This window comes from Mycobacterium sp. IS-1556, from assembly GCF_001499985.1.
In the GTDB taxonomy this organism is placed as follows: Bacteria; Actinomycetota; Actinomycetes; order Mycobacteriales; family Mycobacteriaceae; genus Mycobacterium.
Genome location: NZ_LQIM01000012.1, coordinates 250,845 through 268,761, shown reverse-complemented (window position 1 = coordinate 268,761; position 17,917 = coordinate 250,845). Strand labels below are relative to the sequence as shown.

20 protein-coding genes, 4 tRNA genes and 1 pseudogene are annotated in these 17,917 nt (G+C 67.0%); 17 read left to right on the top strand and 8 right to left on the bottom strand.

Features of this window, described 5'->3' with window-relative positions; all coding sequences use genetic code 11:
- Positions 1 to 125 precede the first annotated feature (125 nt).
- The 3 genes from AU187_RS10620 to AU187_RS10610 form a co-directional block, all read right to left on the bottom strand.
- Positions 126 to 200: transfer RNA gene (locus tag AU187_RS10620), tRNA-Val, on the bottom strand.
- A 13-nt stretch (positions 201 to 213) separates the two neighbouring features.
- Positions 214 to 284, bottom strand: a tRNA-Cys gene (locus AU187_RS10615).
- 27 nt (positions 285 to 311) lie between these two features.
- Positions 312 to 384 (bottom strand) — tRNA-Gly (locus AU187_RS10610).
- A 278-nt stretch (positions 385 to 662) separates the two neighbouring features.
- Here AU187_RS10610 and AU187_RS10605 point away from each other — a divergent pair.
- Positions 663 to 734 (top strand) — tRNA-Val (locus AU187_RS10605).
- 87 nt (positions 735 to 821) lie between these two features.
- A complete protein-coding gene (locus AU187_RS10600) occupies positions 822 to 1,238 on the top strand; it encodes a pyridoxamine 5'-phosphate oxidase family protein (protein WP_059100146.1) in 417 nt (138 codons plus the stop codon).
- Here AU187_RS10600 and AU187_RS10595 read toward each other — a convergent pair.
- Positions 1,235 to 1,564: a DUF3618 domain-containing protein gene (locus AU187_RS10595; RefSeq protein WP_059099877.1), complete on the bottom strand. Its 330-nt coding sequence runs from the start codon at positions 1,562 to 1,564 to the stop codon at positions 1,235 to 1,237. The genes AU187_RS10600 and AU187_RS10595 overlap by 4 nt on opposite strands.
- Positions 1,561 to 1,962, bottom strand: coding sequence for a phage holin family protein (locus tag AU187_RS10590; protein ID WP_172800215.1), 402 nt, complete (start codon positions 1,960 to 1,962; stop codon positions 1,561 to 1,563). The genes AU187_RS10595 and AU187_RS10590 overlap by 4 nt, the downstream gene beginning before the upstream one ends.
- A 366-nt stretch (positions 1,963 to 2,328) precedes the next feature.
- Between AU187_RS10590 and AU187_RS25415 the strand changes: the two genes are divergently transcribed.
- The 3 genes from AU187_RS25415 to AU187_RS10575 all read left to right on the top strand — a co-directional run bounded on the left by AU187_RS25415 (position 2,329) and on the right by AU187_RS10575 (position 4,707).
- Positions 2,329 to 2,802 carry a hypothetical protein gene (locus AU187_RS25415; RefSeq protein ID WP_059100147.1) on the top strand — a complete coding sequence of 158 codons (474 nt, stop codon included), beginning with the start codon at positions 2,329 to 2,331 and terminating at the stop codon, positions 2,800 to 2,802.
- Positions 2,803 to 3,036: 234 nt separating this feature from the next.
- The gene (locus AU187_RS10580; RefSeq protein ID WP_059099879.1) at positions 3,037 to 3,912 is read left to right on the top strand and encodes a L,D-transpeptidase; all 876 of its coding nucleotides are present in this window, start codon (positions 3,037 to 3,039) and stop codon (positions 3,910 to 3,912) included.
- A 42-nt stretch (positions 3,913 to 3,954) separates the two neighbouring features.
- Complete coding sequence (locus AU187_RS10575; protein ID WP_059099880.1) at positions 3,955 to 4,707, top strand: alpha/beta hydrolase; 753 nt, start codon at positions 3,955 to 3,957, stop codon at positions 4,705 to 4,707.
- 8 nt (positions 4,708 to 4,715) lie between these two features.
- Here the strand turns inward: AU187_RS10575 and AU187_RS10570 are convergent, their stop codons facing one another.
- Together AU187_RS10570 and AU187_RS10565 are read right to left on the bottom strand one after the other, a co-directional pair.
- Positions 4,716 to 5,417 (bottom strand): GAF and ANTAR domain-containing protein, encoded by a 702-nt coding sequence (locus tag AU187_RS10570; protein WP_059099881.1) that lies wholly within the window; start codon positions 5,415 to 5,417, stop codon positions 4,716 to 4,718.
- A gap of 132 nt (positions 5,418 to 5,549) precedes the next feature.
- Positions 5,550 to 6,047: a DUF1990 domain-containing protein gene (locus AU187_RS10565; RefSeq protein WP_059099882.1), complete on the bottom strand. Its 498-nt coding sequence runs from the start codon at positions 6,045 to 6,047 to the stop codon at positions 5,550 to 5,552.
- 93 nt (positions 6,048 to 6,140) lie between these two features.
- Between AU187_RS10565 and AU187_RS10560 the strand changes: the two genes are divergently transcribed.
- From AU187_RS10560 to pdxT, 11 genes and pseudogenes are all read left to right on the top strand, one after another.
- On the top strand, positions 6,141 to 6,770 hold the full coding sequence (locus AU187_RS10560; RefSeq protein WP_059100148.1) for a PaaI family thioesterase: 630 nt from the start codon (positions 6,141 to 6,143) through the stop codon (positions 6,768 to 6,770).
- A complete protein-coding gene (locus AU187_RS10555; protein WP_059099883.1) occupies positions 6,767 to 7,186 on the top strand; it encodes a TIGR02611 family protein in 420 nt (139 codons plus the stop codon). The genes AU187_RS10560 and AU187_RS10555 overlap by 4 nt, the downstream gene beginning before the upstream one ends.
- A 64-nt stretch (positions 7,187 to 7,250) precedes the next feature.
- Complete coding sequence (gene thrS / locus AU187_RS10550) at positions 7,251 to 9,305, top strand: threonine--tRNA ligase (RefSeq protein ID WP_059099884.1); 2,055 nt, start codon at positions 7,251 to 7,253, stop codon at positions 9,303 to 9,305.
- The gene (locus tag AU187_RS10545; RefSeq protein WP_059099885.1) at positions 9,302 to 9,874 is read left to right on the top strand and encodes an ATP adenylyltransferase; all 573 of its coding nucleotides are present in this window, start codon (positions 9,302 to 9,304) and stop codon (positions 9,872 to 9,874) included. The genes thrS and AU187_RS10545 overlap by 4 nt, the downstream gene beginning before the upstream one ends.
- The gene (gene pgsA, locus AU187_RS10540; protein ID WP_059100149.1) at positions 9,871 to 10,545 is read left to right on the top strand and encodes a phosphatidylinositol phosphate synthase; all 675 of its coding nucleotides are present in this window, start codon (positions 9,871 to 9,873) and stop codon (positions 10,543 to 10,545) included. The genes AU187_RS10545 and pgsA overlap by 4 nt, the downstream gene beginning before the upstream one ends.
- Positions 10,542 to 11,480 (top strand): phosphatidylinositol mannoside acyltransferase, encoded by a 939-nt coding sequence (locus AU187_RS10535; RefSeq protein ID WP_059166681.1) that lies wholly within the window; start codon positions 10,542 to 10,544, stop codon positions 11,478 to 11,480. Before pgsA ends, AU187_RS10535 begins: the two co-directional genes overlap by 4 nt.
- The gene (locus AU187_RS10530) at positions 11,480 to 12,682 is read left to right on the top strand and encodes a glycosyltransferase family 4 protein (protein WP_059166680.1); all 1,203 of its coding nucleotides are present in this window, start codon (positions 11,480 to 11,482) and stop codon (positions 12,680 to 12,682) included. Before AU187_RS10535 ends, AU187_RS10530 begins: the two co-directional genes overlap by 1 nt.
- Positions 12,679 to 13,709, top strand: a pseudogene (locus AU187_RS10525) (NUDIX hydrolase). The gene AU187_RS10530 and the pseudogene AU187_RS10525 overlap by 4 nt, the downstream one beginning before the upstream one ends.
- 66 nt (positions 13,710 to 13,775) lie before the next feature.
- A complete protein-coding gene (pdxS, locus tag AU187_RS10520; protein ID WP_082691801.1) occupies positions 13,776 to 14,687 on the top strand; it encodes a pyridoxal 5'-phosphate synthase lyase subunit PdxS in 912 nt (303 codons plus the stop codon).
- Positions 14,688 to 14,697: 10 nt separating this feature from the next.
- Complete coding sequence (tesB, locus tag AU187_RS10515) at positions 14,698 to 15,534, top strand: acyl-CoA thioesterase II (protein ID WP_059099889.1); 837 nt, start codon at positions 14,698 to 14,700, stop codon at positions 15,532 to 15,534.
- The gene (pdxT, locus tag AU187_RS10510; RefSeq protein ID WP_059099890.1) at positions 15,531 to 16,115 is read left to right on the top strand and encodes a pyridoxal 5'-phosphate synthase glutaminase subunit PdxT; all 585 of its coding nucleotides are present in this window, start codon (positions 15,531 to 15,533) and stop codon (positions 16,113 to 16,115) included. Before tesB ends, pdxT begins: the two co-directional genes overlap by 4 nt.
- Positions 16,116 to 16,178: 63 nt before the next feature.
- On the opposite strand, the gene AU187_RS10505 is transcribed toward pdxT, so the two are convergent.
- Positions 16,179 to 17,390, bottom strand: coding sequence for an acyl-CoA dehydrogenase family protein (locus AU187_RS10505; RefSeq protein WP_059166678.1), 1,212 nt, complete (start codon positions 17,388 to 17,390; stop codon positions 16,179 to 16,181).
- 82 nt (positions 17,391 to 17,472) lie between these two features.
- Between AU187_RS10505 and AU187_RS10500 the strand changes: the two genes are divergently transcribed.
- Positions 17,473 to 17,907 carry a hypothetical protein gene (locus AU187_RS10500; protein ID WP_059166677.1) on the top strand — a complete coding sequence of 145 codons (435 nt, stop codon included), beginning with the start codon at positions 17,473 to 17,475 and terminating at the stop codon, positions 17,905 to 17,907.
- The last annotated feature ends 10 nt before the right edge of the window (positions 17,908 to 17,917 follow it).

Genomic DNA, 17,917 nt, shown 5'->3' with positions numbered 1-17,917 from the left:
GAAATTAGCCCCCCGGCCTGAAAGGCACTCTAGCTAACATGTTATCTGGGACACAAGTCCCAGGCCTGGGAATCGTACGCCGGCAGGTTGGGGCCTCAGAACCAGTCGTTGAAGTGCGGCGGTACTGGTGCGCGATACTGGGATTGAACCAGTGACCTCTTCCGTGTCAGGGAAGCGCTCTCCCGCTGAGCTAATCGCGCCAGATCATCGTTGAGGTGGAGACGGGAATCGAACCCGTGTGCACGGCTTTGCAGGCCGTTGCCTCACCACTCGGCCACTCCACCGCTGGGGTTGATGCCACTGCACCTTCGAGCGGATGACGGGATTCGAACCCGCGACCCTCACCTTGGCAAGGTGATGCGCTACCAACTGCGCTACATCCGCGCGCCACGAACGACATCGTCGCCCGTCGCGAAGCACGACGATAGTCCACCAAAGTGTAGCTGCACAAATCTCCGCGTTTGCCGGTGCGTCTCCGCCCGTTTGCATTTCAAACCAGCTGGTAGCACTCGCAGGAGACGCAGAAACCGCGGGCCGAGCCGGCCGCGCGGCACGTGTCGGAATCCGCAGCCGTGGACGCTGCTGAAACCTCGGGCGGATTCGGGTCGTGACGCCTTACCGTGCTAGTCTTCGACGTCGTTCGGCCATTCGGTCGACTCTCCGGTCTCGTAGCTCAGTGGGAGAGCGTCCGCCTCACACGCGGAAGGTCGCTGGTTCGAACCCAGCCGGGACCACTCCGCCACAGCCTTCGGCACTCACCGCGCGCCTCCCTAGACTCGGGACCATGCCTTACGTGATCGGTCTGGTGACGGCGGGTGACCATGTCTGAAGTGAACCAGCCCGGGGAGATACTTCCGGAAAGCGAATGCTGGAAGCTGCTGGGCAGCGCGTCGTTGGGGCGACTCGTCACCAGCGCCGACGGCCAGCCGGAGATCTTCCCCGTCAACTTCGTCGTTCAGCGTCGGACGCTGTTGTTCCGCACCGCCGATGGCACCAAGTTGGTCAGCACCGCGATCAACCGCGACGTGGTGTTCGAAGCCGACGACCACAACGTCGCCGAAGGCTGGAGTGTGGTCGTTCGGGGCGTGGCCCGCCCGGTGCGCGATGACGACGACCTCGCGGAGGCCGAACGGGCGCAACTGCTGTCGTGGACTTCGCACGTCAAACAGCACTACGTCCGCATACTTCCGACAAGGGTCACGGGCCGCCGCTTCCGGTTCGGACCGTCGGAAGGCTAGCGGCGGCGACGCCAGACGACGATCCCGAGCACCGCAAGGATGGCGATGACCGCCGCCACGGGCACCGTCCGCTTCGGGTTGTCGGTGGCCGTATGCCGCAGCGTGTCCGCCTTCTCGACGACGCGCTCCTTCGTCTCTGTCGCCTTGTCCTTGGCGCGTTCCTTGGTTTCGTCGACCTTGTCCTTGGCGCGCCCTTTCACATCCAACTTGGCCTGCAGCGCCTCGACCGTCTCGCCGAGTTCGTTGCGGGTCTGCTCGATGTCGGCCTGAATATCGTCAACGCCCGCTTCCGGGCCTGGTTCGGGACGTGAATCCGGTGCGGTCATGAACGGGCGTCCTTCAATTCCTGGATGTCGGCTTTCACCGTCTCGACGGTCTTCGGAGCCGCGGGAGTGACCTCCCGAGCTTGTTTGCGTCCGATCAGCGCGGCGATACCCGCGACGACGAACAGCGCTGCCGCCACGATCAGCGCCGCAGCCCACACCTCCAGCACCAGGGACAGCGCCGCCACCGCCGCGGCGATCAACGTCGCCGCGCCGAAGAAGGCCAACAAGCCCGCGACGCTGAACAAACCCGCGCCGATTCCGGCGTGCTTTGCTGATTCCTGAAATTCCTTTTGCGCCAACCGCATCTCGTCGCGAATCAGCCGCGACGTCTGCGTCGACAACTGACTCATCAGTTCGCCGATCGACGGGTCTGCGGTAGACCTCGATTCCACCGTCATCACATACCAACCTCTGACTTGTCCTGACCTGTCGCGACAGTGATGCCCGTGGTCAACGGCCCCGAAACCCCGTGTCGACTTTGAATGCATCGAGACCTGCGACGGGGCGCACGAAGCGGTCGACCCGACACAGAACCGCAGGTGAGACCGATTGGCAGGGCGCCGGCGGCACCGGCGGCGGGACACCCGGTCGTCCAACCATTCCGAACCGGTCACCAATTGGAAACGGTGCGGTGCGGCGTGGTGCGTCGCCGGCCGTTCGCTGCTGATATTAACGCGGTCGCAGAGGCGCGACTTCAATGCGGCATGCACCTCTGCTGCCTCAGTTGAACGAAAGTACGAGCGTGAATGAAGGGATCAACGTCGATGACGACCTTTGAACGAGTCAACATCGCGGCAGCCATCGGGGCTGGATTGTGTGGGTTGGCGATGGCGTTGAGCCCGGCGGCGCTGGCCGGGGGCTACGAATGTGTCCAGACGTCGACTGGGGAAGCCCCTGCAGGTGCACCGCCCGGAGCGGTGTGCGCTCCGCTCACCGACATGGCCGGCGTGCCGATGGCGTTCCCCGGTCCGCCGCCCGTCGCGCCGCCACCGGTCGTGCCGCCGCCGCTGGTGCCGCCGATCGTGCCCCCGCCGCTCGTGCCACCGGCCGTGCCTCCGCCCCTGGTGCCGCCGCCCGTCGTGCCGCCGATTGCGGCCGGTGCTCCGGTGGCAGCCGGCGCCCCACTCACCACGATGGGTGGCGCCGCCGGTAAGGGCGGCAAGGGCGACTCTGTCGGCTCACCGCGGCCGGGCGCGCCCGCGCCGGGTCAGCCCACACCGCCCGGTCCTGCGGGCTAACGGTGCGCTGAGGACAAATCACCCGGGTTCGGCCCGGCGGCGAGTACGACCAGCCGCCGGGCCAAATCCGTTTCTGGACAACGAGCTTCACCTCTCCGAAGAATGCTCGTCCAGTCGGCCGTGGCCCAAACGTGACGCAGACTTAATCGAATTGCCTACGTACACTTGGACTTAATCCGCCGCGGCTCCCTTAGCATTATTGACATCGTTGTAATTTCAAGGGAGGCACCAAGATTGCGTGCGGTCATCAGGTGTGTTCTTGCCGCGGTCGTCGTCGCTACCTGTGTGGTGGCCGGGCCGGCCGACGAAGGCGCGGCAGCTGCCAGCCAGTCGGTGCGAATCGCCATCGCCTCCATCCTGCCCGCGGAAGGCCAGATCGTCGGGGTGGCGCACCCCGTCGTGGTGACCTTCGAGACGCCCGTCGTCGACAAGCGCGCCGCCGAGCGGTTTCTCGACATCACATCGACGCCCGCCATGACGGGCAAGTTCGAATGGCTCGACAACGAGACCGTGCAATGGGTGCCGGACCGATTCTGGCCGGCGCACAGCACCATTGCGCTTTCCGTAGGCAACCTGAAGACGAACGTCGCGACGGGTCCGGCGGTCGTCGGTGTTGCCAATACCTCGGAACACACGTTCACCGTGACGATTGACGGCGTCGACGCGGGACCGCCCTCGATCCTGCCTGCTCCACACCACCGGCCACACTTCGGCAAGCCCGGCGTTTTTCCGGCGTCAATGGGAAGACCCGAATATCCGACGCCCGTCGGCACGTTCACCGTATTGGCCAAGGAACGCAACGTCATGATGGATTCGAGCAGCGTCGGCATCCCGGTCAACTCGGAGGACGGTTACCTGCTCGACGTCGAATGGGCCGTCCGGATCACCAGACGCGGCATCTTCGTGCATTCGGCACCGTGGGCGGTCAATTCGCTCGGCTACGAGAACGTCAGCCACGGGTGCATCAGTCTCAGCCCCGAGGACGCCGAGTGGTATTTCAACACCGTGAAGGTCGGTGATCCGGTTATCGTGCAACAGAACAGCGTCGAGGTGCCACGGCCGAGGGTCGAACCGGAAAACCCGGAAGTTCCTCGAGTAATCGCCCGTTGACAAGGCTTCGTGCCGACCGCGACCGGAAGGACCCCGACCCGAGTGGACAAGGCCAAGCCCCCCGTTCTGTTTCTGCACGGCGTGTTCGGTCGACCGTCACTGGTGCAGCCGTGGACCCGATTCCTCGAGAACGCCGGCTTCGAATGCCACGCGCCGGTGCTGCCGGGGCGTGACCCGACCAATGGCGAGGTGCTGGCGCGCACCGGCATCCAGGACTGCTTCCGGGTGGCGCTGGCGGCATACGACCAACTGGACGCCGCGCCGATCGTCATCGGCCACAGCATGGGCGGCCTGCTGGCTCAGAAGATCGCCGCAGCGCGTGATCCTCGTGCTGCGGTGCTGCTGGCGTCCATCCCGCCCGGCGTGCTCTGGCCGCAACTTCGCGTCCTGCCACACCTGTTCCCGCTGCTTCCGCGCATCCTCGCGGGCAAGCCGTTCCTGCCGTCCGAGCGCACCATGCGGGAGGTTCCGCTCAGCACGCTCGACCGGGCCGAACAGGACGATCTGCTGCCCCGACTCGTTCGTGACTCGGGCAGGGTCTTCCGCGAGATGTCGATGGGAGCGTCGTCCACCAAGGTGAGCGCCCGAGACGTCACGTGCCCCGTGCTGTGTGTCAGCGCGGGTGCTGATCGAAATGTCGCACAATGGATCTCACGACGGATCGCGGCACGCTACAACGCGGAGCATCAGGTCCATCCCGGCTTGCCGCACTGGATCATCGCGCAGTCCGCGGTCGATGACGTCGCGCCGCCGGTCCTGGACTGGTTGAACAAACAGCTCGACCTCGTGGGCTAACCAGGCTCTCAGGCCTTGGCGTTCTCCACGAACTCCGTCGCAATCTTGATCAGCGGCACGTTGGAGTCCTGAGACAGCTTGCGCAGCAGGTCGAACGCCTGAACGGCGTCGACGCCGTAGCGCTCCATGATCATGCCCTTCGCCTGGCCGATGGTGTCGCGGCTGGCCAAGGCCTGTCTGAACTGTTCGTCGCGACGTGCCGCGTTCCACGCCACCGAAGAATGCGCCGCGAAAACCATTCCGATGCTTCTGGATTCGTCGCCGAAAGAGTCGTGCTCCTCCGAGTAGACGTTGAGCGCACCCATCGTCTCACCCTCGATGAAAAGCTGAAACGCCATGATCGACCGAATCGGCGTCTCCGCGAGGGCATCTCGGCGATAGTTCGGAAACCGGTCGTCAGTTTCGAGGTCGGCGACGTAGACGATCTTCTTCTCCCACGCCGCGGTCAGGCACGGGCCCTCCTGATGGCGCTGCTGGATCTTGTCCAACAGCATCGGGTACAGGTGGGTCGCCGCGGGGGTCTCGACGCTCTTGGACTTGCGGGTGATGGTGATGCCGGCGTACTGGGCGCCGGGGATCTCGACGGCCGCATGTTCGGCCAGCTCGGCGATCACCGTGTCGGCGTCGGGCCGGTTGTAGAGGCCGCGCACAAGTTCGGCGATGCGCAAGTGCGTGCCCTCGCGCTCGTCGGGTTCGTTCGCCATCACCATCTGAGGTCCTTCTTCCAGTCGTTCAAGGCTACGCGCACGAGCCCGCGGTTGATCCTGCGTTCGGGCGGGAATTATCGGCGACGCAAGAAACCGTCAGTGCAGAGTAAGGCCTACACCGCAGATCTACATCCGTTACAGCGCCCGCAGGTACCGCTCGGTGACGACCCGCTGCACCAGCGACGTCACCGGCGACCCCAGGCGACTCCACCAGGTCGCGTGCCGGGAAAAGGCCGTCACCACGGCCGACACCTGCTCCGATGCCGGGTCGTAGCGCACCAGGAACAGCTCCTCGCCCGACTCTGCGTGGCCGGGCAGGGTGCCGTAAGCGAACCCCCGACGGTCGGGTTCGTCGACGACGTACACCACGCGGCACGGCGCCCCGATCGGACCGAGGTGCACGATCACTTCGGATCCGACCTCCGCGACTTCCGTCGTCGCTTCCACGCGTACTCCGGCACCGCGCAGCATGCCCCATCGCATGCCCGCCGCGGCGGCCTCCTCGAAGCGGCTTCGGCCGCGGCCGATGACGGCGGTCTTGTGCACGTGGTGATACCCGGACGGCAGCACGTGCGCGGTGGCGCCCACCTCAAGATAGGTGAGCGGCAGCGTGGCGAGATCGCTCAGCTTCATCCGGCTACCTTGTCATCGTCGCCGTACCGTCGTGCGGTGACCATGAGCAACGCCGGAGCGGCCGGCGACCGAGCGAGGCAATACGGTGGTCCGGTGACCTTTGAGCAGCCTGTCGCGGCGGAGCCCGGTGGGGGCTTCAATCCGCCCGTCCCCACCGAGCGCGGAGGACCCGACTACGGACGCTTCATCGAAGCCGTCCGCACGCTGCAGGACCATGCGCGCGCGGCCGACGCTCCCGACGAGGTGATCACCGAAGCCGCGGACCAGATCGAGAAGGTGTCGCAGCTGCTTGCGCCCTATTACGCCGACGAGTGGGCCTCGCCCTCCGGCCGGCGGATGGACCTGCCGAACCGCGGCAACGTCCTGGCGGTGCCGCTGGACGTGCACGTCACCGATGACCGGCGCATCGTCGGCACCGCGGAGTTCCGCCGCTTCCACCTCGGCCGCAACGGCGCCGCGCACGGCGGTGCGGTCGCGATGCTGTTCGACTCGCTGCTCGGCTTCACCGCGTTCAAACTGAGCGGCAGCAGGGCACAGCGGACCGCGTTCCTGCACGTCGACTACCGCAAGATCGCACACGTCGAAAAGCAGTTCCAGGTCGTCGCCGGCATCGACAGGATCGAGGGCCGCAAGATCTTCGTCTCCGGGCGGCTGCTGGACGCCGACACGGTTCTCGCCGAAGCGCATGCGCTGTTCGTCAAGCTCAAGCCGGGGCAGCCGTGAACGGCCCCGAGGTCAAACGACGCTGGGCACGCTGGCGCGATCGGCTGCGCGAACGTCGCCGAGCGGAGTTCGTCTACCGCATCGTCGTCGGGGTCGTGGGCCTGATCGTGCTGGGCGCGGGCATCCTCGCCATCCCGTATCCGGGGCCGGGGTGGGCGATCGTGTTCATCGGGCTGGGCATCCTGGCCACCGAGTTCGACTGGGCCCGACGACTGCTGGCCTACGCCAAGGAGCGTTACGACAAAGTGATGGACTGGTTTCACCGCCAGCACGCCGTCGTGCAGATTCTCGGCGGCGTGTTCACCGCGCTCGTCGTTGCGCTGACACTGTGGTTGCTGGGCGCACTCGACTGGTCCGCCGAATTCGTCGGGTTCGAACACGAGTGGCTGAACAGTCCGATCGGCATCGGAGACTGACGACTCACCCCGATAGCATGGTCGCGTCCTCGACTCTGTTGACAACGAAACTGGAGAGCCCCCGATGAGCGCCGCCGCCCGCCCCGCCCCCGCAGCCCCGATCCGGGTCGCTGCAGGGACCACCGCGGGCGAGGCGGTCCGCGAGGCGGGGCTGCCGAGTAGGGGGGCGCCCGACGCGATCGTGGTGGTCCGCGACGCCGAGGGGCGGTTACACGACCTGTCGTGGGCACCCGACGCCGACGTCGAGGTGACTCCGGTGGCCGCCGACACCGACGACGGTCGCAGCGTCATCCGGCACTCGACCGCCCACGTGCTGGCCCAAGCCGTGCAGGACCTGTTTCCCGAGGCGAAGCTCGGCATCGGACCGCCGATCACCGACGGGTTCTACTACGACTTCGACGTGGAACGCGCGTTCACGCCCGAGGACCTGGCCGCGCTGGAGAAGCGAATGCGCCAGATCGTCAAGGAAGGCCAGCTGTTCTCCCGGCGCGTCTACGAGTCCAAAGACCAAGCGCGCCAAGAACTCGCCGACGAGCCCTACAAGCTCGAGCTGGTCGACGACAAGTCCGGCGACCCCGACGTCATGGAGGTCGGGGGCGACGAGCTGACCGCATACGACAACCTCAATCCCCGCACGCGCGAACGGGAGTGGGGCGATTTGTGCCGCGGGCCGCACATCCCGACGACGAAATACATCCCGGCGTTCAAACTCACCCGTAGTTCGGCGGCGTACTGGCGCGGCAATCAGGACAACGCGAGCCTGCAGCGCATCTACGGCACGGCGTGGGAGTCGCAGGAAGCCCTCGACAAGCACCTCGAGTTCATCGAAGAGGCGCAGCGGCGCGACCACCGCAAGCTCGGCGCCGAACTCGACCTGTTCAGCTTCCCAGACGAGATCGGTTCGGGGCTGGCGGTTTTCCATCCCAAGGGCGGGATCATCCGCCGCGAGCTCGAGGATTATTCGCGACGCAAGCACACCGAGGCCGGCTACCAGTTCGTCAACACCCCGCACATCACCAAGGCGGAGCTGTTCAAGATCTCCGGGCACCTCGACTGGTACGCCGACGGCATGTTCCCGCCGATGCACCTCGACGCCGAGCTCAATCCCGACGGCACCGTGCGCAAGCCTGGCCAGGATTACTACCTCAAGCCGATGAACTGCCCGATGCACTGCCTGATCTTCCGATCGCGCGGGCGGTCGTATCGCGAACTTCCATTGCGGCTCTTCGAGTTCGGCACCGTCTACCGCTACGAGCTGTCGGGCGTCGTGCACGGGTTGACCCGGGTGCGCGGGCTGACGATGGACGATGCGCACATCTACTGCACGCGTGACCAGATGCGTGGCGAGTTGGCCTCCCTGCTGCGCTTCGTGCTCGACCTGCTCGGCGACTACGGCCTGACCGACTTCCACCTGGAGCTCTCGACCAAAGACCCCAAGAAGTTCGTCGGCTCCGACGAGCTGTGGGAGGAGGCCACCAACGTGCTGGCCGAGGTGGGTGCCGCGTCGGGACTGGAGCTCGTGCCCGACCCCGGCGGCGCGGCCTTCTACGGCCCCAAGATCTCCGTACAGGTCAAAGACGCGCTCGGCCGCAGCTGGCAGATGTCGACGATCCAGCTGGACTTCAATTTCCCGGAGCGCTTCGAGCTGGAGTACACCGCGGCCGACGGGTCGCGGCAGCGGCCGGTGATGATCCACCGCGCGTTGTTCGGGTCGATCGAGCGCTTCTTCGGAATCCTCACCGAGCACTACGCCGGTGCGTTCCCCGCCTGGTTGGCGCCCGTGCAGGTGGTCGGCATCCCGGTCGCCGACGACCACGTCCCGTATCTGAACGGCCTTGCGACACAACTGAAGATGAAAGGTATCCGGGCCGAGGTGGACGCCAGCGACGACCGGATGGCCAAGAAGATCGTCAACCACACCAACCAGAAGGTGCCGTTCATGTTGGTGGCGGGGGACCGCGACGTCGAGGCCGACGCCGTCAGCTTCCGCTTCGGTGACCGCAGCCAGCTCAACGGCGTGCCGCGAGAGGAGGCCGTCGCCGCGATCGCCGACTGGATCGCGAGCCGGCAGAACGCCGCTCCCACCGCAGAACTGCTCGAGGTGGGCGCGTCGAAGTGAGCCGCGAAGAACGCGAAGAGCGGACCATAATCGACCGCGGCGTCGGTGAACCCGACCACCTGCAACGGCTGTGGACACCACACCGGATGAGCTACATCGCCGAGTCGCCGATGAAGGCCGGATCGGCGGGATCAGGGAAATCCACCCAGCCGTTCACCGACATCCCCACGATGCCCGACGAGGAAGGCCTGGTCGTCGCGCGCGGTGAGTCTGTCTACATCGTGCTCAACCTGTACCCCTACAACCCGGGGCACTCGATGGTGGTGCCCTACCGGCGGGTCTCCGAGCTGGAGGACCTCAACCCCGATGAGAGTTTTGAGCTGATCTCGTTCACGCAGAAACTGATTCGGGTGATCAAGTCGGTTTCCCGGCCGCACGGCTTCAACGTCGGGCTCAACCTGGGTCAGTCGGCGGGCGGCTCGCTCGCCGACCATCTACACATGCACGTGGTCCCGCGCTGGAGCGGGGACGCGAACTTCATCACGATCATCGGCGGCTCGAAAGCGGTGCCGCAGTTGCTGCGCGAGACCCGTGAACTGCTGGCGACGGAGTGGGCGAAACAGCGGTGAGCAACTTCTACCTGATGACGCGCGCGGCGTACGAGAAGCTCAGCACGCCCATCGCCAAAGGCGCACTACGGGCCGGATTCACACCCGACAGCATCACGATCCTGGGCACCGCGGGTTCGGTGCTGGGCGCGCTGACGCTGTACCCGATCGGCCAGCTGTGGTGGGGCTCGGTCGCCGTGTGGTTCTTCGTACTCGCCGACATGCTCGACGGCGCGATGGCCCGTCAGCGTGGTGGTGGCACCCGTTTCGGCGCCGTATTGGACGCCACCTGCGACCGGATCAGCGACGGCGCCATCTTCTGCGGACTGCTGTGGTGGGCCGCCTTCGGACTGCGGAGCACGTCGCTGGTGGTCGCGACGGCGATCTGCCTGGTGACGTCGCAAGTCATCTCCTACATCAAGGCGCGCGCCGAAGCCAGCGGACTGTCCGCGGAGGGCGGTTTGATCGAGCGACCGGAGCGGCTGATCATCGTGCTGGTCGGGGCCGGGCTGTCCGGGTTGTTCGGCGTGGTGTGGCTGCTGCACGTCGCGATGTGGACGCTCGCGGTGACCAGCCTGGTCACGCTGGGCCAGCGGGTGCACAGCGTGCGTACGTCGCCGGGCGCGATGGACAAGATCACCAAGCCCGGCGGGTCGGGCACCGAGGACGAGACCGAGGCGAACGAACCGTGACCAGCACACCCTCCGGGCCGACGGCGGTATTCGCTAACCCGTTGGGTGGCTGGATCACCGACTGGGGGTACGCCGCGGGCTGGCGGCTGGTCCGGGCGATGCCGGAATTCGTGGCGCGCAACGCTTTCGACGCCGGGGCGCTCTACGCGGCGCGCGGAGGCGGGCCGGCTCAATTGCGCAAGAACCTGGCCCGTGTCATCGGCGTACCACCCGAACAGGTGCCTGACGCGCTGATTCGTGATTCGCTGGCCTCGTACGCCCGATACTGGCGGGAGGCGTTTCGGTTGCCGACGATGGACCATGAGGCGCTCGGCCGCGAACTCGTCGTGGACGATATCGAGCGCCTGTGGGCCGCCCTGGACGCAGGCCGCGGTGCGGTCCTGGCATTGCCGCACAGCGGTAACTGGGACATGGCCGGGGTGTGGCTGGCGCAGAACTACGGCACCTTCACCACTGTCGCCGAACGGCTCAAGCCGGAGTCGTTGTACAACCGGTTCGTCGCGTACCGGGAAGGCCTCGGCTTCGAGGTCGTTCCGCTGACCGGTGGCGACCGGCCGCCGTTCGAGGTGCTCGCCGACCGCCTGCGCGACAACCGGCCCGTCTGCTTGATGGCCGACCGCGACCTGAGCCGCAGCGGGGTGCAGGTGAACTTCTTCGGCGAGCCCACCCGTATGCCGGCGGGCCCGGCCAAGCTCGCGATCGCCACCGGCGCGGCGCTGTTTCCGGTGCACTGCTGGTACGAGCGCGACGGCTGGGGCATGCGGGTGTATCCCGAAGTCGACACGTCCTCCGGCGACGTCACCGTCATCACCCAGGCGCTGGCGGACCGGTTCGCCCGCAACATCGCCACGCACCCGGCCGACTGGCACATGATGCAACCGCAGTGGCTGGCCGACCTGCCCGCGGCCCGGCGCGCGAAACTGGAGGCCGGCTAGTGCGCATCGGCATGGTCTGCCCCTATTCGTTCGACGTGCCCGGCGGCGTGCAGTCGCATGTGCTTCAGCTCGCCGCGGTGATGCACGACCGCGGCCACGACGTCAGCGTGCTCGCGCCCTCCTCGCCGGGAATGGCGTTGCCCGACTATGTGGTTTCGGGCGGCAAGGCCGTGCCGATCCCGTACAACGGATCGGTCGCGCGGCTGCGGTTCGGGCCCGCCACGCATCGCATGGTCAAGCGGTGGTTAGCCGACGGCGACTTCGATGTGCTGCATCTGCACGAGCCCAACGCGCCGAGCCTGTCGATGCTTGCGCTCAACATCGCCGAGGGCCCGATCGTCGCGACGTTCCACACCTCGACGACGAAATCGTTGACGCTCACCGTGTTCGAGCCGATCCTGCGGCCCATGCACGAGAAGATCGTCGGCCGCATCGCGGTGTCGGACCTCGCTCGGCGCTGGCAGATGGAGGCGTTGGGCAGTGACGCGGTCGAGATCCCCAACGGCGTCGACGTGGCGTCGTTCGCGTCCGCGCCGCTGCTCGACGGCTACCCGCGTGCGGGCAAATCGGTGCTGTTTCTGGGCCGCTTCGACGAACCCCGCAAGGGCATGGCCGTGCTGCTTCGCGCGCTGCCGAAGCTGGTGAAGCGGTTCCCCGACGTCGAGGTCCTGGTCGTCGGCCGCGGTGACGAGGACGAGCTGCGCGACGATGCCGGTGACCTGGCCACCCATCTACGCTTTCTCGGTCAGGTCGATGATGCGGCCAAGGCCTCGGCGATGCGCAGCGCCGATGTGTACTGCGCGCCGCACACCGGCGGTGAGAGTTTCGGCATCGTCCTCGTCGAGGCGATGGCTGCGGGCACCGCGGTGGTGGCCAGCGACCTTGACGCGTTTCGGCGGGTACTCGCCGACGGGGTGGCCGGGCGCCTGGTCCCGGTCGACGATGCGTCGGCATTGGCCGACGGGCTGATCGAGATGCTGGCCGACGACGGGCTGCGCGAGCGCTACATCGAGGCCGCGACGAAAGCGGTCCGACGCTACGACTGGTCGGTGGTGGCCCGGCAGATCATGCGGGTGTACGAGACCGTCTCCGGATCCGGGGCCAAGGTGAGGGTGGCCGGCGGTGACAGTGGCAGCAGCGCCAAGGCCGCGAGGGCAGCGCGGACGGCGAGGACAGGGAAGGCGACCGGAGGCGTCCGGTGATCACCTGGATCGTGGTGATCACGCTTGCGGTGCTGCTCGTCGTCATCCTGGCGATCGGCGGGTGGGCGTTGCAGACCGCTAACCGGCTGGACCGGCTGCATGTCCGTTACGACCTGTCCTGGCAGGCGCTCGACGGCGCATTGGCCCGCCGTGCCGTCGTCGCCCGGGCGGTCGCCGTCGACGCCTACGGGGACGGTTCGGAAGGGAAGCGGCTGGCGGTACTGGCCGACGCGGCCGAGCGGGCCCCGCGGGCTGCGCGGGAGGCCGCCGAGAACGAACTGTCGGCTGCCCTGGCGATCGTGGACCCGGCGTCGCTGCCGCAGCCGCTGATCACCGAACTGGCCGACGCGGAAGCGCGGGTGGTGCTGGCCCGCCGCTTTCACAACGATGCGGTGCGCGACACCCTTGCGCTGCGCGAGCGACGTGCGGTGCGGATCTTGCGGCTCGGCGGAACCGCGGCGCTGCCAACGTATTTCGAGATCGTCGAGCGGCCCGAAACGGCACCGGAGGTCGGCCGCCGGTGAGCTGGCGCACGTCGGCGCGGGTGGTGCTGCTCGATGAGGCCGGCGCGGTGCTGCTGCTCAGTGGCTCGGATCCCTCGATGGTCGACGCCCCGCGCTGGTGGTTCACCGTCGGTGGCGCGGTGGAGCCGGGGGAGAGCCTGGCCGATGCCGCGGCGCGAGAGATCGGGGAGGAGACCGGCTTACAGGTGGCCGCCGCCGACCTCGTCGGGCCGCTGTGGCGGCGTCAGGCGGTGTTCGAGTTCGACGGCGCCGTGATCCGCAGCGAAGAGTTGTTCTTCGTGCACCGCACCATCCGGTTCGAGCCGACGACGGGAGGCCACACCGCCCTGGAACGGCGCACGATTCACGGCCACCGTTGGTGTGATGAGACAATGATCCAAGAGCTGGTCGCCAATGGCGAAACCGTCTACCCGCTGCAACTCGGCGAACTGCTGAAAGACGCCAATGCGTTCGCCGACGCGCGCGGGGGCGGTCCGCGCCAGCAGTTGCAATCGATCCGCTGACTTGCGGAATCAATACATTTGCGACCGCGTTTAGACTGGATCAGTAGCGATTCGGAGGAGATAGCAGTGGATACCGCACCTAACAATGGGCCGGTGACCCAGACCGGAACCGCCCGGGTGAAGCGCGGCATGGCGGAGATGCTCAAGGGCGGCGTCATCATGGACGTCGTCACCCCGGAGCAGGCGCGCATCGCCGAGGGCGCCGGTGCGGTGGCGGTCATGGCACTGGAACGGGTGCCCGCCGACATTCGCGCCCAGGGCGGCGTCGCGCGGATGAGCGATCCCGATCTCATCGAGGGCATCATCTCCGCGGTCACCATCCCGGTGATGGCCAAGGTTCGTATCGGCCACTTCGTGGAAGCCCAGATCCTGCAGAGCCTCGGCGTCGACTACATCGACGAGTCCGAGGTGCTCACCCCCGCCGACTACACCCATCACATCGACAAGTGGAAGTTCACCGTGCCGTTCGTGTGCGGTGCGACCAACCTGGGCGAAGCGCTACGGCGCATCACCGAGGGCGCGGCGATGATCCGCTCCAAGGGCGAGGCCGGCACCGGCGACGTGTCGAACGCGACCACGCACACGCGTCAGATCGGCGGCGAGATCCGTCGGCTGACGTCGTTGTCCGAAGACGAGTTGTACGTCGCGGCAAAGGAACTGCAGGCGCCGTACGACCTCGTCGTCGAGGTGGCGCGGGCCGGCAAGCTGCCGGTGACGCTGTTCACCGCGGGCGGCATCGCGACTCCGGCCGACGCGGCGATGATGATGCAACTGGGCGCCGAAGGCGTGTTCGTCGGCTCGGGCATCTTCAAATCCGGTGACCCCGCCGCGCGCGCCGCCGCAATCGTCAAGGCGACCACGTTCTACGACGACCCCGACGTGCTGGCCAAGGTGTCGCGCGGCCTGGGCGAACCCATGGTGGGCATCAACGTCGAGGACGTCGCAGCCCCACACCGGCTCGCGGAGCGAGGCTGGTAAGACTTCCTAGATGGCGATCGAACAGATCCTCGACCTCGAGCAGCTCGAGGTCAACATCTACCGCGGCAGCGTCTTCAGCCCCGAATCCGGTTTCCTGCAACGGACTTTCGGCGGACACGTCGCCGGTCAGTCACTGGTTTCGGCGGTCCGCACGGTCGATCCGAAGTTCCAGGTGCATTCGTTGCACGGATACTTCCTTCGGCCGGGCGATGCCAAGGCGACCACGGTGTACATCGTCGAGCGGCTGCGCGACGGCGGCTCCTTCATCACGCGCCGCGTCAACGCCATTCAGCACGGCGAGACGATCTTCTCGATGTCGGCGTCCTTCCAGACCGACCAGAGCGGAATCGAGCACCAGGACGCGATGCCCGTGGCGCCGCCGCCCGACGACTGCCCGGGGCTGACCGAGATCAAGGCGTTCGACGACGCGGGCTTCAACCAGTTCGCCGAGTGGGACGTCCGCATTGTTCCGCAGGAGAAGATGACGCTGCTGCCCGGCAAGGCTTCTCAGCAGCAGGTGTGGTTCAGGCACCGGGACCCGCTGCCCGACGATTACGTGCTGCACATCTGCGCGTTGGCCTACATGAGCGACCTCACCCTGCTGGGTTCGGCGCAGGTGCATCACGCCGACAAACGCCGGCATCTGCAGGTGGCCTCGCTGGATCACGCGATGTGGTTCATGCGCCAGTTCCGCGCGGACGAATGGCTGCTCTACGACCAGTCGTCGCCGTCGGCGTCGGGCGGCCGCTCGCTGTGCCAGGGCAAGATCTTCAACCAGTACGGCGAGATGGTGGCGGCGGTCATGCAGGAGGGGCTCACCCGCTACAAGCGCGACTACCTGCCGTGAGCGGTCGACACGTCGGCGTGCTGGCGCTGCAGGGGGACACTCGCGAGCATGTGGCCGCGCTGCGCGAAGCAGGCGCGGAGGCGTCGACCGTGCGGCGGGTGCGGGAACTGGAGGCCGTCGACGCGTTGGTGATCCCCGGCGGGGAGTCCACCGCGATGAGCCACCTGCTGCGCGAACTCGACCTGCTGGAGCCGCTGCGGTCGCGATTGGCTGACGGGATGCCGGCCTACGGATCGTGCGCGGGCATGATCCTGCTCGCATCGGAGATCCTGGACGCCGGGGCGCCCGGCCGGGAAGCCATCCCGTTGAAGGGCATCGATATGACGGTGCGGCGCAACGCGTTTGGCCGTCAAGTGGATTCGTTCGAGGACGACATCGAGCTCGGCGGCGTCGACGGCCGAGTGCACGCGGTGTTCATTCGGGCGCCGTGGGTGGAACGTGTCGGTCCCGGGGTCGAGGTGCTCGGCGAGGCGGCGGGGCACATCGTCGCGGTGCGCCAGGGCAAGCGGCTGGCGACGGCCTTTCATCCGGAGATGACCGGCGACCGCCGCATCCACAAGCTATTCGTCGACATGCTCTAAGACGCGATTTGTGGAGCCGCACCGGCGGTGAGCGCTGCTAACACTCCACAAATCGCCGGAGGGCTAGCGGATCTCGAGGCCGGTGACCGCGCGACCGATCACCAGGCGCTGAATCTCGCTGGTGCCCTCGAAGATCGTGAAGATCTTGGCGTCGCGGTGCATCCGTTCGACCGGATACTCGCGGGTGTAACCGTTGCCCCCGAGGATCTGGATCGCCTCGTCGGTGACGTACACCGCGGTCTCGCTCGCGACCAGCTTGGCCATCGAGCCCTCGGCGTTGTCGAACGGCTTGCCGTTGCGCGCCATCCAGCCGGCACGCCACACCAACATCCGGGCGGCGTCGACGCGGGCCTTCATATCGGCCAACTTGAATGCGATCGCCTGGAATTCGCCGATCTTGCGGCCGAACTGCTCACGTTGGCGGGCGTAGTCGAGGGCGTACTCGTAGGCCGCGCGGGCCACGCCGACCGCCATCGCGCCGACGCTGGGGCGCGTGCGCTCGAACGTCGCCAGCGCCGCCTGCCCCTTGGCCTTCTTGCCGTCGCGCACCCGCGCAATGCGTTCCTCGAACTTGTCTCTGCCGCCGACGATCAACCCGCCGGGGATGCGCACATCCTCGAGTACCACCTCGGCGGTGTGCGAAGCGCGGATGCCGTGCTTGAGGAACTTCTGCCCCTGCCGGAAACCGGGCGTGTTCGGCGGGATGATGAACGTCGCCTGCCCGCGCGTGCCGAGTTCGGGATACACCGAGGCGACCACGATGTGCACCTCGGCGATTCCGCCGTTGGTGGCCCAGGTCTTCACACCGTTGAGCACCCACTCGTCCTTGGCCTCGTCGTAGCGGGCGCGGGTGAGGATGGCGCCGACGTCGGAACCGGCGCCCGGTTCAGACGAACAGAACGACGCCACTTTCGGCTCGTTGACGCTGCCGAACATCTGCGGCAGCCATTCGGCCATCTGCTCGGGAGTTCCGTTGGCGGCCAGCGACGCCGCCGCGAGGCCGGTGCCCAGGATGGACAATGCGATGCCCGCGTCGCCCCAGAACATTTCCTCGAACACCACCAGCATGCCGAGGCCGGACGGTTCTGCGGCCTGCTCGGCGAACATCTCCATCGAGTACAACCCGACCTTCGCGGCCTCCTGAATGATCGGCCACGGCGTCTCTTCGCGTTCGTCCCACTCGGCGGCGGCGGGCCTGATGACGTCGGCGGCGAAATCGTGCACCCAGTCACGGATGTGAACGAGATCGGGCGAGAGCTCCAGCGAGAAGGACATGAAGCAATATCTTACTCCGGAGTAAGATAGCTGCGAAGTACTGTGTCCGAGGTAACAGCACTGCTGAGTCCCGGGAACTCACATGACGATGGTCGAAGTGGAGCCGCAGCCGCGCATCGACACGATCGTGCGGCTCGCGAGCGGCGGCGACGTGCGGCGCACCGAATACGTCGGAACCGCCTGGTTCGACGGCAAGCCCATCGTGTCGGGCCTCGTGCTGCGCCGACCGGCGAACACACCGAAGGGCATCCGCACGCCGAACTTCTCGGTGTCGTTCTTCATTCCGGACAGCCTCGCGTACGACCGGGCCACGCTGGGCAGTCCGACCCTGTCCATCTCGGTTGTCCTGCGGGCCGCGGGGGAGACGGGGGCGATCGTCGACGCCGCGGCGACGTTCACCGACGACCCGTCGGGCGCCCCGACGTGGCTCCAATTGCACGTTCAGGGTCACCTGGGTTGGCCGGCCGCGGTGGACTACCGCGTCGTCGCGCTGACGTCGCCCGACGCTGTTCGGTAGGGCGCAAACG